14 protein-coding genes are annotated in these 14,718 nt (G+C 61.8%); 8 read left to right on the plus strand and 6 right to left on the minus strand.

All coding sequences use genetic code 11. The features are described from left to right. Window positions 1-53: 53 nt before the first annotated feature. On the minus strand, window positions 54-932 hold the full coding sequence (map, locus tag ACNAOT_RS08785) for a type I methionyl aminopeptidase (RefSeq protein WP_420180759.1): 879 nt from the start codon (window positions 930-932) through the stop codon (window positions 54-56). A gap of 108 nt (window positions 933-1,040) precedes the next feature. Between map and ACNAOT_RS08790 the strand changes: the two genes are divergently transcribed. Then, window positions 1,041-1,205 (plus strand): SPOR domain-containing protein, encoded by a 165-nt coding sequence (locus ACNAOT_RS08790; protein WP_017200863.1) that lies wholly within the window; start codon window positions 1,041-1,043, stop codon window positions 1,203-1,205. 12 nt (window positions 1,206-1,217) lie between these two features. Here the strand turns inward: ACNAOT_RS08790 and panB are convergent, their stop codons facing one another. Then, the gene (panB, locus tag ACNAOT_RS08795; RefSeq protein ID WP_420180760.1) at window positions 1,218-2,123 is read right to left on the minus strand and encodes a 3-methyl-2-oxobutanoate hydroxymethyltransferase; all 906 of its coding nucleotides are present in this window, start codon (window positions 2,121-2,123) and stop codon (window positions 1,218-1,220) included. A gap of 190 nt (window positions 2,124-2,313) precedes the next feature. Between panB and glnA (ACNAOT_RS08800) the strand changes: the two genes are divergently transcribed. From glnA (ACNAOT_RS08800) to ACNAOT_RS08820, 5 genes are all read left to right on the plus strand, one after another. Continuing rightward, the gene (glnA, locus tag ACNAOT_RS08800) at window positions 2,314-3,654 is read left to right on the plus strand and encodes a type I glutamate--ammonia ligase (protein WP_011774437.1); all 1,341 of its coding nucleotides are present in this window, start codon (window positions 2,314-2,316) and stop codon (window positions 3,652-3,654) included. 9 nt (window positions 3,655-3,663) lie between these two features. Next, window positions 3,664-6,675: a bifunctional [glutamine synthetase] adenylyltransferase/[glutamine synthetase]-adenylyl-L-tyrosine phosphorylase gene (locus tag ACNAOT_RS08805; RefSeq protein WP_420180761.1), complete on the plus strand. Its 3,012-nt coding sequence runs from the start codon at window positions 3,664-3,666 to the stop codon at window positions 6,673-6,675. 19 nt (window positions 6,676-6,694) lie between these two features. Then, the gene (locus tag ACNAOT_RS08810; RefSeq protein ID WP_420180762.1) at window positions 6,695-7,294 is read left to right on the plus strand and encodes a GNAT family N-acetyltransferase; all 600 of its coding nucleotides are present in this window, start codon (window positions 6,695-6,697) and stop codon (window positions 7,292-7,294) included. A 48-nt stretch (window positions 7,295-7,342) separates the two neighbouring features. Further along, entirely contained in the window at window positions 7,343-7,558 is a 216-nt protein-coding gene (locus ACNAOT_RS08815; protein ID WP_091467641.1) for a transcriptional regulator, read from the plus strand. Between the two features lie 103 nt (window positions 7,559-7,661). Continuing rightward, a complete protein-coding gene (locus ACNAOT_RS08820) occupies window positions 7,662-8,012 on the plus strand; it encodes a hypothetical protein (RefSeq protein WP_420180763.1) in 351 nt (116 codons plus the stop codon). 72 nt (window positions 8,013-8,084) lie between these two features. On the opposite strand, the gene glnA (ACNAOT_RS08825) is transcribed toward ACNAOT_RS08820, so the two are convergent. Beyond that, window positions 8,085-9,509, minus strand: a complete 1,425-nt coding sequence (gene glnA, locus ACNAOT_RS08825) for a type I glutamate--ammonia ligase (protein WP_091466683.1) — start codon at window positions 9,507-9,509, stop codon at window positions 8,085-8,087. Between the two features lie 324 nt (window positions 9,510-9,833). Here glnA (ACNAOT_RS08825) and ACNAOT_RS08830 point away from each other — a divergent pair, with 324 nt between their 5' ends. Then, window positions 9,834-10,271 (plus strand): RDD family protein, encoded by a 438-nt coding sequence (locus ACNAOT_RS08830; protein ID WP_091466684.1) that lies wholly within the window; start codon window positions 9,834-9,836, stop codon window positions 10,269-10,271. Between the two features lie 78 nt (window positions 10,272-10,349). Here ACNAOT_RS08830 and ACNAOT_RS08835 read toward each other — a convergent pair whose 3' ends face one another. From ACNAOT_RS08835 to lipB, 3 genes are all read right to left on the minus strand, one after another. After that, window positions 10,350-11,111: a DUF4191 domain-containing protein gene (locus ACNAOT_RS08835; protein ID WP_017200871.1), complete on the minus strand. Its 762-nt coding sequence runs from the start codon at window positions 11,109-11,111 to the stop codon at window positions 10,350-10,352. 112 nt (window positions 11,112-11,223) lie between these two features. Continuing rightward, the gene (gene lipA / locus ACNAOT_RS08840; protein WP_011774451.1) at window positions 11,224-12,231 is read right to left on the minus strand and encodes a lipoyl synthase; all 1,008 of its coding nucleotides are present in this window, start codon (window positions 12,229-12,231) and stop codon (window positions 11,224-11,226) included. After that, complete coding sequence (gene lipB / locus ACNAOT_RS08845) at window positions 12,228-12,896, minus strand: lipoyl(octanoyl) transferase LipB (RefSeq protein WP_178995561.1); 669 nt, start codon at window positions 12,894-12,896, stop codon at window positions 12,228-12,230. Before lipB ends, lipA begins: the two co-directional genes overlap by 4 nt. Before the next feature lie 148 nt (window positions 12,897-13,044). Between lipB and ACNAOT_RS08850 the strand changes: the two genes are divergently transcribed. Next, window positions 13,045-14,712 carry a serine/threonine protein kinase gene (locus ACNAOT_RS08850; protein WP_420180764.1) on the plus strand — a complete coding sequence of 556 codons (1,668 nt, stop codon included), beginning with the start codon at window positions 13,045-13,047 and terminating at the stop codon, window positions 14,710-14,712. Window positions 14,713-14,718: the final 6 nt, after the last annotated feature.

Below are 14,718 nucleotides of genomic sequence, written 5' to 3' on the forward strand. Positions count from 1 at the left end.
GGAGGGGATGGGCATGGCGCAGCCGCCCGGGCTGCGTGGACCTTCCGGAGAGCTCAGGGAAGGGTAAGGATTTCCGCGCCGGTCTCGGTGACCAGCAGGGTGTGTTCGAATTGGGCCGTGCGTTTGTGGTCCTTGGTGACGACCGTCCAGTCGTCGGCCCACATATCCCATTCGATGGTGCCAAGGGTCAGCATGGGTTCGATGGTGAAGACCATGCCTGCCTCGATCACGGTGTTGTACGCCGGGGCTGCGTCGTAATGCGGAATGATGAGGCCGGTGTGAAAGGCCTCGCCCACGCCGTGGCCGGTGAAATCCCGAACTACGCCATAGCCGAAGCGTTTTGCGTAGGACTGGATGGCACGGCCGATTACGTTGATTTCGCGGCCAGGGGCCACGGCCTTGATGGCCCGGTTGAGCGACTCCTGCGTACGCTCAACCAGCAGACGGGATTCTTCGTCCACGTCGCCAACCAGGAAAGTGTAGTTGGTATCCCCATGCACGCCGTTGATGAAGGCAGTGATGTCAATGTTCAGGATGTCGCCATCCTGCACCACGGTTGAGTCCGGGATGCCGTGGCAAATGACCTCATTGAGCGAGGAACACAGGGACTTGGGAAAGCCCCGGTAGCCGAGGGTGGACGGGTACGCGTTGTGGTCCAGGAGGAACTCGTGCCCCACCTTGTCCAGATGGTCGGTGGTGACGCCCGGCTGGATATGCCTGCCGACCTCGACGATCGCTTGCGCAGCGATCTTTCCGGCAATCCGGATCTTCTCGATGGTCTCCGCTGACTTCACCTCGGAGCCCGTGAACTTGGCGGGTGCCTTCTTGCCGACATACTCCGGCCTGGGAATCGACGCCGGGACGGGTCGTTCAGGGCTGATGGTTCCCGGGGTGAGGGCGCCAATGGGTGCAGTCGAAGCAAGAGAAGGCATAGATTGATCATATAAGGCACACAAGAGACGTAAGTAACAAAGTGTGGCCGGGTTCCTGTGACCCCGCCAACGTTACGCGTCGAAGGGCCCGAAGACTGAGGAGGAGACGTGACGGAGTACTGGTACAACGTCAAGACGCACGAGATCGAAGAGGACGCCTTGTCCGATTGGACCCAGCTCATTGGCCCCTACAAGACCAGGGAAGAAGCCGAGCACGCCTTGGAAAAGGTCAAAGCACGCAATGACGCCTGGGATGCCCAGGACGACGATTAGCCGGGACGTTGCTTAGAAGGAGTGCTCCGGTCCGGGGAACTGACCGGACCGGACATCCTCCCCGTAAGCGGCGGCGGCATCACTCAGCGTGGTGCGAAGATCTGCGTATTGCTTGACGAATTTGGCCATCTTGCCGCCACGTAGGCCTGCCATGTCCTGCCACACAAGGACCTGCCCCGTGGTGCTCTTGCCAGCACCGATACCGACGGTCGGGACCCGCAATGCGGCGTCGACGGCGGCTGCGGTGTCCGCAGGAACCATCTCCATGAGGACACTGAAAGCGCCGGCGTCCTGCAGGGCAACGGCGTCCTCGATCAGGCGCTGGGCGTCGTCTCCCCGGCCTTGCACGCGGTAGCCGCCGAGGGAATGTTCGCTTTGCGGGGTGAATCCGATGTGGGCCATGACGGGGATGCCTGCCTGGACCATGGCTTTGACGGTGTCCGCGTAATATGCCGTTCCTTCGATCTTGACGGCGTGCGCCAGTCCCTCCTTGAGGAACCGGACGCCGGTGGCCACTGCCTGACCGGGAGAAACTTCATAGCTCCCGAAAGGCAGGTCCGCTACGATCAGCGCCCGCTTGGCCGCCCTGCTGACTGCCCGTGTGAGGGGAAGGAGCTCATCCACTGTGACAGGGAGGCTCGTCTCGTTGCCGAACACGTTGTTGGAAGCGGAGTCACCCACCAGGAGGACTTCGATTCCCGCCTGGTCAAAGATTTCGGCGGTGTACTGCTCGTATGCCGTCAGCATGGCGAAGTGCTCGCCGTTGTCCTTGGCCTGCTGCAGGTGGTGTATGCGGACCCGGCTGATGGGCTTCCTGCCAGCCGTCGCTTGCGCTTGCTCCGCTGGTGCGGGGCCGCTGCCGTAAGGTGCGGGAACTTCGGCGGGCGTGGTGGACTCAGGAAGGTTGCTCGGGGCCATGGATAGAGCCTAAGCGGTGCCGACGGCGGCTGCCACCAGTGTGCCCGGCGTCACCTTATGTAAACGCTGTGTTACACGCAGCTACTGCTGCGGCATTAGCACGGAACTCTTAGTAGAGTGAAGGCTGAGCTGTCGTGGCTTCAATCCATTGAAACCAGCGGCATGGACACTGAATCGGAAAAGAGGCCCTATGGACCGCCAGCAAGAGTTCGTTCTGCGGACGATCGAAGAGCGTGACGTGCGCTTCGTACGCTTGTGGTTCACCGACGTCGTGGGTTCCCTGAAATCGGTGGCGCTGGCGCCGGCCGAAGTTGAGGGCGCCTTTGAAGAGGGCCTTGGCTTTGACGGTTCGGCCATCGAGGGCCTTGCCCGTGTGTTCGAGTCGGACATGCTCGCGCAACCGGACCCCTCCACGTTCCAGATCCTGCCGTGGCGTGGCGAGACCGAGCAGACGTCCCGCATGTTCTGTGACGTCCTCACTCCGGATGGTGAACCGTCTGCCGCCGACCCCCGCAACGTCCTCAAGAGGACCCTCGCGAAGGCCGCGGACATGGGCTTCACCTGCTACACCCATCCCGAGATCGAGTTCTACCTGTTGAAGTCGAAGGAACTTGGCCCGGACGGGGCTCCGGTTCCTGTGGACGAAGGTGGCTACTTTGACCACGTACCGGGCGGAGTAGCGCAGGACTTCCGCCGCACCGCCGTGACCATGCTCGAATCGGTCGGTATCTCGGTGGAGTTCAGCCATCACGAGGGCGGTCCGGGCCAAAACGAGATTGACCTCCGTTACGCCGATGCCCTCCAGACCGCGGATAACATCATGACGTTCCGCACGGTCATCAAGGAAGTCGCCCTCCAGCAGGGCACCTACGCCACGTTCATGCCCAAGCCGTTCACGGACCACCCCGGTTCGGGCATGCATACCCACTTCTCGCTTTTCGAAGGCGACACCAACGCGTTCTTCGAAGCCGGAGCGGAGTTCCAGCTGTCCAAGACGGCGCGGCAGTTCATTGCCGGAATCCTCAAGCACGCTCCTGAGTTCACGGCCGTCACCAACCAGTTTGTCAACTCCTACAAGCGCCTCTGGGGCGGCGGAGAGGCCCCGAGCTACTTGAGCTGGGGCCACAACAACCGCTCAGCATTGGTGCGGGTCCCGCTGTACAAGCCCGGTAAGGGCCAGTCGGCACGCATCGAGTACCGCGGCATCGACAGCGCAACCAATCCCTACCTGGCCTACGCCGTGCTGCTCGGTGCCGGCTTGAAGGGCATCGAGGAAGGCTACGAACTTCCGGCCGCCGCCGAAGACGACGTGTGGTCATTGACCACTGCGGAGCGCAGGGCAATGGGACATGCGCCGTTGCCGGCAAGCCTCCACGATGCCATCCGGGCCATGGAGGAATCCGAGCTGGTGGCCCAGATCCTGGGGGAGCAGGTGTTCGAGCACTTCCTGCGCAACAAGCGTGCAGAGTGGCAGGACTACCGCCTCCAGGTCACCCCGTATGAGTTGCAGCGCAATCTCGGCATTCTCTAGGCCGGGCCAATGAGCCTTGCGCGTCGGCTCATCTCAGCCGGATTCAGTGACCTCGAAAAGGGCGAACGGTTTCTTGCTGCTCCGGAACTTGAGGGGATCGACGAGGACGCCCTGTTCGCCGGGCTGTCCTTGTCGGCGAGCCCTGACACGGCTCTCCAGTCGCTGGTCCGGCTCATTGAGAAGAACCCGGGGCTGAAGAAGCTGGCCGCGGCTGACCCGGACACCAGCGAGCCCATGTACCGGCTTCTGGGTGCCTCGGAGGCCTTGGGGGAGTTTCTCATGCGACGACCGGAGCATCTGGATGTCTTCAATGTCCGGGTCAGCCCGGAGCCGGTCCAAGCTTCCAACGAAGAGCTGCGGGCATTGCTGCTTCGCTCCGTGAAAGCCGAACCGGGCGCTCAACGCCCGGTGGCCGGAATCACCGGACTGCCGGCCTACGCGGCCTTGCGGAGCGCCTACCGCCGAGGTTTAACCGAGCTCGCCATCAAGGACATCTGCGCGGCATCACCAACAGACTTCATGCCCGCGGTCGGTGCCGAGCTGGCCGATCTCGCCGGTGCTGCCATTGAGGCCGCCCTGGCGGTCTCCCGGGCCGAAGCGGCAGCCCAGTTCGACGCTGCGGAAATTTCCGATGTTGGGCTTGCCGTCATTGGCATGGGTAAGTGTGGCGCCCGGGAGTTGAACTACATTTCCGATGTCGACGTCATCTATGTCATCGAAGCAGGGGAGTTGGACGACGCCCGCGCCTCCACCATCGGCACGGCCCTCGCCTCCGGCATTTCCAGGGCGATCTCTTCCTCGGCGCCCGAACCCGGGTTGTGGGAAGTTGATGCCAATCTCCGTCCGGAAGGTAAATCCGGACCCCTGGTTCGTACCCTTCCCTCACATTTGAGCTACTACGCCCGGTGGGCCGAAAGCTGGGAATTCCAGGCGCTGCTGAAGGCAAGGACCATTGCCGGCGACCGGGAACTGGGCCAGCGTTACGAGAAGGCCGTGGAACCACTTGTCTGGGCATCCGCGGGACGCGAGGGTTTCGTGGAGTCGGTCCAAGCCATGCGCCGCAGGGTGACCGACTACATCCCGGCCGCCGAGGAACAGCGCCAAATCAAACTGGGTCGCGGCGGGCTCCGTGACGTTGAATTCACGGTCCAGTTGCTGCAACTGGTGCATGGGAAGTCTGACGAGTCACTCAGGTGCCGGGACACCACTTCTGCCATTGCGGCATTGTCTGCGGGCGGCTATATCGGTCGCACGGACGCAGCGGCCTTCGACAACGCCTACCGCTACCTGCGCCTGTTGGAACACAGAATTCAGCTTTTCCAGTTGCGTAGGACCCACCTTATGCCTGTCACTGAGGACGCCCAGCGCTTCCTCGCCAAGGCCGTCCTCGGTCCGTTCGCACTGGAGCGGCCACACCCTGACCAACTGATGGCCACCTGGCAAAAGACCAAGAAATCCGTCCGTGAGCTGCACGAACGGATCTTCTACCGGCCTTTGCTCAATACCGCAGCGAAGCTGAGCAGCGAAGACGCGAAGCTCAGCCCGGAGGCCGCCCAGGGTCGCCTCGCCGCACTTGGTTATCTTGATCCCCAAGGCGCCATGCGGCATATCGAAGCGCTCACCGCGGGTGTCAGCCGGCGAGCGGCACTGCAGAGGCAGCTCCTGCCGATCCTCTTGGGGTGGCTCGCCGAGGGCGTGGATCCCGACGCCGGACTGCTGGCCTTCCGTAGGGTTAGCGAAGCCCTCGGAACCACCCACTGGTATTTGGGGCTGCTCCGGGACTCCCAAGCGGCAGCGGAGCGACTCTGCCAGGTCCTGGCTAATTCGCGGCTGATTTCGGACTTGTTGGAAGTGTCTCCGGAGTCCGTTGCCTGGTTGGGCAGCGACAAGGAACTGGCGCCGGTTCCCTTCGAAGCCCAGTGGCAGGAAATCCGGTCCAAGCTTTCCCGTCATGCGGATCCCGAGAGTGCCATGAGGCTGATCCGGCTGATCCGGCGTCGTGAGATCCTGCGCACCGCGATCGCGGATAGCGCTGGATTGCTGGACCAGGATGCCGTCGGACTGGCTCTGGCCGAGACGGACCGGGCCGCGGTTCTCGGGGCGCTGCACGTAGCGGAGTCCGTGGTGGCCTCGGCGGGCCCATTGAAAACTGATGTGCTGGTGGTGGCAATGGGACGGCAGGGTGGTCGCGAGATCGGCTACGGCTCGGACGCGGACGTCATCTACGTGCACCGTGCCCGCCCCGGGTTCACCGATGCTGAGGCGCAAGAGCAGGCGACGGCGATAGTCGCCAAGGTGTCCAGCTTCCTTACCCAGCCGCTCAAGCCTGCGATCATGGCCGAACGAGTGCTTATGGTGGACGCCGACCTCCGGCCGGAGGGCAAAAACGGTGCCATGGTGCGGTCCCTGGAATCGTATGCGGAGTACTACCGACGATGGTCGCTGATTTGGGAGGCGCAGGCGCTTCTGCGAGCCCGCCCGATGGCCGGCTCAGACGAGCTTGCCGCAGACTTTGTACGTCTCATTGACCCAATCCGCTACCCGGAGCAACTTGCGGAGCAGGATGTCCGGGAGATTCGCCGTGTTAAGGCCCGGGTGGAGTCGGAGCGCCTGCCTCGTGGTGCGGACCCGGCCCGGCACGTCAAGCTTGGCCGGGGCGGCTTGAGTGACGTTGAATGGTTGGTTCAGCTCATTCAACTGCAGCATGCCGGAGAACATCCCGAGTTGCGGACCACGTCAACTCTGGATGCCCTGGCCGCTGCGGAGAAGTTGGAATTAATCGCCGAAGACGACGCTGCCCTCCTGAGGGAGGCCTGGCGACTCGCCAGCCGCATCCGCTCCGCAAACGTCATCGTCACCGGACGTGCCTCGGATCTCCTTCCATCATCGAGGAAAGACCTTGAGGCTGTGGCCCGCTGGTGTGGATATGAACCCGGGAACGCGGGGCACTTCGAAGAGGACTACCTGCGGCTTAGTCGTCGTGCCAGGGGCGTTTTTGAGAAAGAGTTCTACGGCAACTGAGGCGTGGGAGATTCCGAAAATGCCCGAATGTGAATCAGAAGAAGAACTATTGGTCGACGGTGATCGTCATGAGCGAGGTGATATCTGGCTCATCCCCCTCAAAATGCTCGACGACGACGCCCGCGCCATTCAGCTTGGCGCGGTAGCGGAGTTGGCCGTTGAAGCCAAACAGCGGGAGTTCGTTGGGGATCCCTTACGCATGATGCTGATTTCCTTGGAAGAAGAATCACGCCTCCCTTACGTCATTGAGTCAGGGGGAGTTGCTGTTGGTGTGTTGACCCTTCAGTCCGGCGCTGCCAAGCTCGCGGGCTGGCCGGATGATGAGTCGGTGTGGTTGTTGAGAGGGTTCCTTATCGACTCGGGAAGCCAGGGGCGCGGCCTCGGTACCTTGGCGGCGCGTGCCGCAGTGTCGGAAGCGCGCAAGCTGACGGCCAGGCTGGGTGGCGGGCAGGCCGGCGTCGTGCTTTCCGTTAACGAACGCAATCCGGCAGGGCTGGCGGCCTACTTGAAAGCGGGATTCGTAGACTCGGGGCGCTATCTGGGCGGGAATGCGGGTCCGCAGCGGACCATGTACAAGGCTTTCGATCGAGGGCCGCACCAGCGCCCATCAGCACCCTGACGTCAATTAAGATTGACGGCCTCCATGGCGTCAACTATTGTTGACGCCATGGAGGTGGATCGGATGAAAACACTGGTGGGATCCATGGACAGCATGGGCCCGGCCGAGGCGCTTTACGCCGTTGCGGAGTTGCAGAAGGAAGTAGGCCGAACGGAGGCATCTCTGGTTCGGGCTGCCCGGCAATCCGGCTTGTCGTGGGAAGCGATTGCGCTGTGCCTGGGCGTGAGTAAGCAGGCAGTGCACAAAAAATACGGAAAGCAGTAGCGGACCGCCGTTCGGTGAGGCCTTGGCGGCATCTGCCAACCCAATACTCTAAGTATCCTTATAGACTTCTTATGTATCTGATCTCAACGCATAGGGGAAGTACATGGAATACAACGGAAATCCGTCCGAGAAGGCCATTCCTGCCGGAGAACTGGACCGGCGTCACGTGGGCCATTCTGTGAGCTTTCAGCCCAATGACTTCACGGTCGTCTTCGGTACAATCGCGGGCATAGCAAGGACCGAGGCCCTTGTATACCTGTCCCTCGACGGGGTTGCCGGTGGCACTCATCTGAAGGACGAATACGACCTGCCCATCGATAAGGACGTGTACCTTCAGCTGGACCCGTTGGGCAGCGCGGAAAAGGGTATTTCGGAGGCCGCCAGCTTCGTCAAGGACAAGCTGGATGAGATTACCAAGAATCTCCGGGACCGCGACCAAAGCAAGTCTGAGTAGTTCGCACCCGCACGAAAGAGGCCAGCCTCAGTCTGAACGGACTGAGGCTGGCCTCTTTGTTACGTGTCGGTATTAGACGCCGTAGTAGAGCTCGAACTCGTACGGGTTCGGGCGCAGCGACAGCGGACGGATCTCGTTCTCGTACTTGTAGTCGATCCAAGTGTCGATGAGGTCCTGGGTGAAGACGCCGCCGGCCTGCAGGAACTCGTTGTCCTCGCGCAGGGCCTCAAGAGCTTCTTCCAGGGACCCCGGAGCCTTGGGGATGTCCTTGGCTTCCTCGGCCGGGAGCTCGTAGAGGTCCTTGTCGATGGGAGCCGGGGGTTCAATGCGGTTACGGATGCCGTCGATGCCGGCCATCAGCTGGGCGGCGAACGCCAGGTACGGGTTGGACGAGGGGTCCGGAGCGCGGAACTCGATGCGCTTGGCCTTCGGGTTGGTGCCCGTGATCGGGATACGGATACCGGCGGAGCGGTTGCCCTGCGAGTAGACCATGTTCACAGGAGCTTCGAAGCCCTTGACCAGGCGGCGGTAGGAGTTGACCGTCGGGTTGGTGAAGGCCAGGACTGCTGAAGAGTGCTTCAGCAGGCCGCCGATGTACCAGCGAGCGGTGTCGGAGAGGCCTGCGTAGCCCTTCTCGTCATAGAACAGGGGGTCGCCGTTGCTCCACAGCGACTGGTGGCAGTGCATGCCCGAGCCGTTGTCACCGAAGACAGGCTTCGGCATGAAGGTAACGGACTTGCCCCAGGCATCTGCGGTGTTCTTGATGATGTACTTGAACTTCTGCAGGTCATCAGCAGCCGCGGTCAGCGTGGTGAACTTGTAGTTGATCTCAGCCTGGCCGGCGGACCCAACTTCGTGGTGGGAGCGCTCGACCTCAAGGCCGGCCTTGTCCAGTTCGATGCACATGGCATCGCGCAGGTCGGCCTGCTTGTCGGTGGGGGAGACCGGGAAGTAACCGCCCTTGACGGGGGTCTTGTAACCGAGGTTTCCGCCCTCTTCCTTGCGGCCGGTGTTCCAGTGTGCTTCCTCAGAGTCGATCTTGTAGAAGCTGCCCTGCGGGGAGGACTCGTACTGGACGTTGTCGAAGACGAAGAACTCGGCTTCGGGAGCGAAGAATGCGGTGTCTGCGATGCCGGTGGATGCCAGGTACGCTTCAGCCTTCTCTGCCACGCCGCGGGGGTCGCGGTGGTAGGGGTCACCCGTGCGGGGGTTCACGATGGAGAAGTTCAGCGCAAGCGTCTTCTCGATGCGGAACGTGTCGATGAAGGCCGAGGTCACATCCGGGATGAGCTGCATGTCGGACTCGGCGATGCCCTGGAAGCCGCGGATGGAAGATCCGTCGAAGAGCTGGCCGTGGACGAAGAAATCGAGGTCGACACTCTTGGCCGGCACGTTGAAGTGCTGCTGGACACCAGGGAGGTCGGTGAAGCGGATATCGACGAATTTGACGTCTTCGTCTTTGATGAACTTGAGGACTTCGTCCGCAGTCTTGAACATCTATGCTCCTTATGCATATCAAGTAACAGGCCCGGCAGGCCGCGTGGTGCAGCCCATTCCAAGGGTCCGGAGACACAAAAAGTTCCCCGTGCCATGGTGGCTGGCAACTCATACCACCATAGGGAGATGGGATTTCCCGGGGGTGTCGGTATTGTTTCCGGCAGGTTACAGAATCATCTGTTGTGTAAACGGTAGTCGGCTTCCCGGTGTCCGGTCCATGTCGGTCCGGTGGGCGAACACCGGAGCGAAGATCCGGGCGCTAAGCGACCAAGATCGATCCGCCTGCGGTCGGCCGCCAGGCATGCCAGCCGTTAGGCTTGGAGGGTGGTAGATCGTAAAGACATTGGCTCTTGGCTGAGCGGGCCGGACACTTCCGGAATCTCCAAATATCCTGGTGAACGGCTCGGGTTGCCCGAATCCGGGCCAGGTTCCATGGCACGCGCCGGAAGGCGCATCCTGGGCATCATGGTGGACTGGACCATCGCCCTCGTGATCAGCAATTTTGCCTTCGGTGGCAACCCTTGGGCAACGTTGGCCATTTTTGCCGTGGAACAGATTCTGCTGATCGGCACGTTGGGTTACAGCATCGGTCACAGGATTGCCGGAATCCACGTGGTCCGGCTGGGTGGCGGCCCCGCTGGTCCGTTGGCCGCCGTGGTGCGGACCCTCCTACTGTGCCTTGTCATCCCTGCGGTCGTCTTCGATCCCGACCAGCGAGGCCTGCACGACAAGGCAATGAACACCATCCTCATCAGGATGTAGTTTTCTCTGCCTTCGCGCCATCAAACGAAAAACCGCCCCTGTCTCCAACAAGCGACAGGGGCGGTTTTCTCTTCGGGATCAGCGTCCGCGTGCGGCCTTGCGGTCCGGGCGGGCCTTGTAGGGATCGATGCCCTTGGGGATCGGCAGACGGTTTCCAAGGGAGTTGATGCGCTTGGAGACCGCATTGACCTCCACCTTGGTGAGTTCATTCTTCAGCTTGCCCATGGTCTTGGCCAATTTATTCAGGGGCACTTGACCCTCGCCGCGACCGGATTCCAGAACGTGGATGGTTACGTTGGGCAGGATGCGCGCCAGGCGCTTGCGCTCGGCGTCCACCAAAGGCTTGACGCGGTGCGTGGGACCTTCACTGACCAGAACGACGCCGGGGCGGCCAATGGCCATGAACACAGCGTCCTGGGTGCGGGGGTTGACGGCAACAGGCTGATCCTGGGTCACCCAACCGCGGCGGAGCGTACCAAGCGCTGCGCCGGAAGCGCCGGGCTGGTTTTCGATTTGCGCGAAGGCGGCTTTCTCAGCTCTGCGGGAAAGAATAAAGACGGCGGCTAGCAGGCCAAGCGGGATACCAATGATCAGGCCGGTAACCCAGTTCTCCAGCAAGAAGCCAATGAGGAAGGCCACAGCAACCACTGCAAGGAATGCCAGCACCATGATCCAGACAACCTGTGGATCATTTCGCCGGGTCATCTTGAAGACTTCAGCGATCTGCTTCAGCTGGCTCGGCTTCTTGGCCTTGGCTTCCTTGGGCTTGCGCTGGAACAGCCCACGCTTGGGTGCGTCGGCCGAGGGGGTCGAATTGCTGGAATCAGAGGAGTTCGCCATAGTGCCTTAATTCTACGTGATGTACGCAGAAGGACCGGACGCCGTTACGCAGGTGGCATCCGGTCCTTCAGTACTGACTGGTAGTGCTTCTTGGTGATGCTGTGCGTGGTGCTTAGCCGTGGGCGGCGAGGATGGTGGAGGCTTCCTGGCGGGTGGTGCCGGAGGACTCGATGTGGGCCAGGGCGGCCGGGATTTCCCAGCCCTTCTTCCGCATCGCGGTGGCCCACAAACGCCCTGCCCGGTAGGAGGAGCGCACCAACGGGCCGGACATGACGCCGAGGAACCCGATCTCTTCGGCCTCGTGCTGGAGGTCCACGAACTCCTGCGGCTTGACCCACCGATCCACCGGCAAGTGCCGCTCGGACGGACGCAGGTACTGGGTGATCGTGATCAGGTCACACCCGGCAGCGTGCAGATCCCGCAGCGCTTCGGAAATTTCCTCGCGGGTCTCACCCATGCCCAGGATCAGGTTGGACTTGGTCACCATGCCAAGGTCCCGGCCTTGGGTGATGACATCCAGGGACCGCTCGTACCGGAACGCCGGACGGATCCGCTTGAAAATCCTCGGCACGGTCTCGACGTTGTGCGCGAATACCTCGGGCTTTGAATCACAGATCGCCGCGATGTGCTCGGGCTTGCCGGAGAAATCAGGGATCAGCAACTCCACCCCGGTGCCCGGGTTCAGTTCATGGATCTTGCGGACCGTTTCGGCGTACAACCACACACCCTCATCGGCCAGGTCATCACGGGCCACCCCGGTCACGGTCGCGTAGCGCAGCTGCATCGCCTGCACGCTCCGGGCCACCTTGGTGGGTTCGAACATGTCCACCGGGGAGGGTTTGCCGGTGTCGATCTGGCAGAAATCACAGCGCCGGGTGCACTCGGACCCGCCGATCAGGAACGTCGCTTCCTTGTCTTCCCAGCACTCAAAAATGTTCGGGCAGCCGGCCTCTTCACACACCGTGTGCAGGCCTTCCTTCTTCACCAGGTTCTTGAGCTGGACGAACTCCGGCCCCATCTGGACCTTGGCCTTGATCCACTCAGGCTTACGTTCAACCGGGACCGCCGAGTTACGCTGCTCAACGCGCAGCAACTTACGGCCTTCAGGTGCCAAGGTCACTGGAGTGCTCCTTCGGGTGTGGAAACGAGTGCTTCTTCGTGCTTGCTGAATTCTTCAACGAAGCGGTCAACGATGTCGGCGGGGTTGATGGTCCGGCCGGTTTCCAGCGACATGGTGGTGACGCTGGCGTCGGTGATGCCACAGGCGATGATCTGCGCATAGGGCGCGAGGTCATTGCTGCAGTTGATGGCCACGCCGTGCATGGTTACGCCGTCCAGGACCCGAATGCCGATCGCGGCAATCTTACGGTCGGGTCCTTTGTCATCGGCAAGGATCCAGACTCCGGCCCGGCCCTTCACGGTGACGGCCTTGATGCCGTAGTCCTGCATGACGGCGATCATGATGGCCTCAAGCCGTTCCACGTAGTCGCGGATACCGGCACGGTTCTTGAGTTTGAGGATGGGATAGGCGATGAGCTGCCCTGGGCCATGCCACGTCAGTTTCCCGCCGCGGTCCACGGGAACAACGGGAGTGCCGTCAAAGGGTCGCTCGTGGTCCTCCGTGAGTTTGCCGGCCGTGTAGACGGCGGCGTGCTCAAGGACCAAGACGGTGCTGTTCTTCTCGCCCGCAACAACTTTGTTGTGGATTTCGCGCTGCAGGTCCCAGCCCTGCATGTAATCTACGAAATCCGGGGCAAGACCCAGTTGTGAAAACTCAAGAGTCATGGGTTCAAGCTTAGACCCAGCAGGAGACTGGCCATGGTTTTGTGGTGAAGCTCTCAGTCGCATCCCGACCTGTTGAAGCGGGGAGTGGTCATGACACTGCCTGTGGATAACTTCTGCGGAAAATCCGGCAGTCGGGTACACCTTGTTTATGGAAACTCTGGACATTCCCGCAGCAGTGGCTCCCCACATCCCGGGCTACGTAATATCCCGCCCACTGGGCCAGGGCAGTAGTTCTACCGTTTGGCTTGCCACGAGGGATAAGGACGGTGCCCGGTTCGCGGTCAAATGTGCCAAAGCCGGTGCCGCTGGCGGCCTGGCAACGTCACGAGCCGAAGTTCTTGCCGACGCAAACCGTGAGATGAGGCTCCTCTCCCAACTCAAGCACAAGCACCTCATACGTGTTCACGAAATCCTCCACATGGAAGGCGCGGCTGAGGGAACACTGGGGATCGTCATGGATTATGCAGCGGGAGGTTCGCTGGCCAACCTGATGTCCGCGAGGGGGAAGCTCACGGTCGGAGAAGCTGTGACGATCCTGACTCCCATTGCCCAGGCATTGGATTATCTGCACGCCAACGGCACGGAACACGGAGATGTGTCACCCGGAAACGTCTTGTTTACAGCCGTCGGGATGCCATTGCTGGCGGACTTTGGCGTCGCCGCCAAGGTAGGCGACAAACCACACGACCTGGGCGTCGGAACGCCCGGATTCATGGAGCCAGGATCTGAATCGCCAGTGAACGGCGATATTTCCCGGGACACCATCCAACCGCAGCGGGACGTCTATGCCCTCGGCGCGGTCGGCTGGTACTGCCTGACCGGGACCACGCCGGAGCAGGAACAGGATCGTCCACCCCTGTCACTGCTGGTCCCGGAGGTTCCCAAAGCCCTGGCCGCAGCCTTGGAAGCTGCTCTAAGCGCAGATCCTCGGAAGCGTCCGTCGGCCAAGGAGCTAGGCACTGCGATCTTCAGGAGTGCTGCTCCCGAAGCCCTGGATTTATCAGGTGCCGTGCATTCCTCCGTTATTCCTGAATTGCTGACCCGGCGCGAGATATTGGGACGTTCACCGCGGCGCGCAACCCGTTCTTTAAGCCGGACTACCCGTTGGTTGAAGATCTGGTGGACATTGCTGCCGTTCACGCGCGCGCGGTCGCTGCCAACAGCCGAGCCTGGGCATCGCCGGAGCCGCAGGCCCGGTGGTGGGCTTGGCCGCCGGTGGGTTCTTTTGGCAGTGATGGGCGTACTGATTGGCGCTGCATCCTGGATTCTTTGGCAGCAGAACAGCACGACGACGGCGATGCTGCAGCAAGCGGCGATGGAAAGCGGCGTTGCCGACCCCGGTGAGGCGACGGAAGCCACACATGGCCTGGATCAAACGGACGCACAGGATCTGCCGGCTGCACTCGCCACCGGGCTCCAATCAGAGGATCCCTTAGTAGCCGTGTCCGCGCTGTCCGCCGTGCGTGACATCGCCTTGGGAGAACGGCGCCTTGACCTTCTGGATTTGGTCAACGCGCCTGGTTCGCAGGCCGAAGCGACCGACAAACAGGTGAGCGATTACCTGCGGGACGCTGGAACAGCGTTTGTTGGACTCCATACAGCGTTGACAGCCCTGACCGTGGAAGGACCCGCGCAGTCCGATCATGTGCTGGTGGAGGTTACTGCCGCCACGTCCGGCTATGAGGAACGCCTAGTGTCAGGGGCAGTTGTCAGGACCGGGGCCGCCGGGACACCGCAGCAGCTTCGGCTGGACCTGGTTCGTTCGGACGGGCGGTGGCGGATCTCCGGAATTCGCGACGCCGGTCCGGCCGGGTAAGGGGGC

It is taken from the genome of Paenarthrobacter sp. TA1.8 (assembly GCF_048595705.1).
Taxonomy (GTDB): domain Bacteria; phylum Actinomycetota; class Actinomycetes; order Actinomycetales; family Micrococcaceae; genus Arthrobacter; species Arthrobacter nitroguajacolicus.

What these genes read in the sequence shown, in the direction of transcription:
- glnA (WP_011774437.1), top strand. Translation starts at nt 2,314, where the DNA reads ATGGACCGCCAGCAAGAGTTCGTTCTGCGGACGATCGAAGAGCGTGAC.
- ACNAOT_RS08850 (WP_420180764.1), top strand. Translation starts at nt 13,045, where the DNA reads ATGGAAACTCTGGACATTCCCGCAGCAGTGGCTCCCCACATCCCGGGC.
- ACNAOT_RS08820 (WP_420180763.1), top strand. Translation starts at nt 7,662, where the DNA reads ATGGAATACAACGGAAATCCGTCCGAGAAGGCCATTCCTGCCGGAGAA.
- panB (WP_420180760.1), bottom strand. Translation starts at nt 2,123, where the DNA reads ATGGCCCCGAGCAACCTTCCTGAGTCCACCACGCCCGCCGAAGTTCCC.
- ACNAOT_RS08810 (WP_420180762.1), top strand. Translation starts at nt 6,695, where the DNA reads ATGCCCGAATGTGAATCAGAAGAAGAACTATTGGTCGACGGTGATCGT.
- ACNAOT_RS08805 (WP_420180761.1), top strand. Translation starts at nt 3,664, where the DNA reads ATGAGCCTTGCGCGTCGGCTCATCTCAGCCGGATTCAGTGACCTCGAA.
- map (WP_420180759.1), bottom strand. Translation starts at nt 932, where the DNA reads ATGCCTTCTCTTGCTTCGACTGCACCCATTGGCGCCCTCACCCCGGGA.
- glnA (WP_091466683.1), bottom strand. Translation starts at nt 9,509, where the DNA reads ATGTTCAAGACTGCGGACGAAGTCCTCAAGTTCATCAAAGACGAAGAC.
- ACNAOT_RS08835 (WP_017200871.1), bottom strand. Translation starts at nt 11,111, where the DNA reads ATGGCGAACTCCTCTGATTCCAGCAATTCGACCCCCTCGGCCGACGCA.
- ACNAOT_RS08815 (WP_091467641.1), top strand. Translation starts at nt 7,343, where the DNA reads ATGGAGGTGGATCGGATGAAAACACTGGTGGGATCCATGGACAGCATG.
- lipB (WP_178995561.1), bottom strand. Translation starts at nt 12,896, where the DNA reads ATGACTCTTGAGTTTTCACAACTGGGTCTTGCCCCGGATTTCGTAGAT.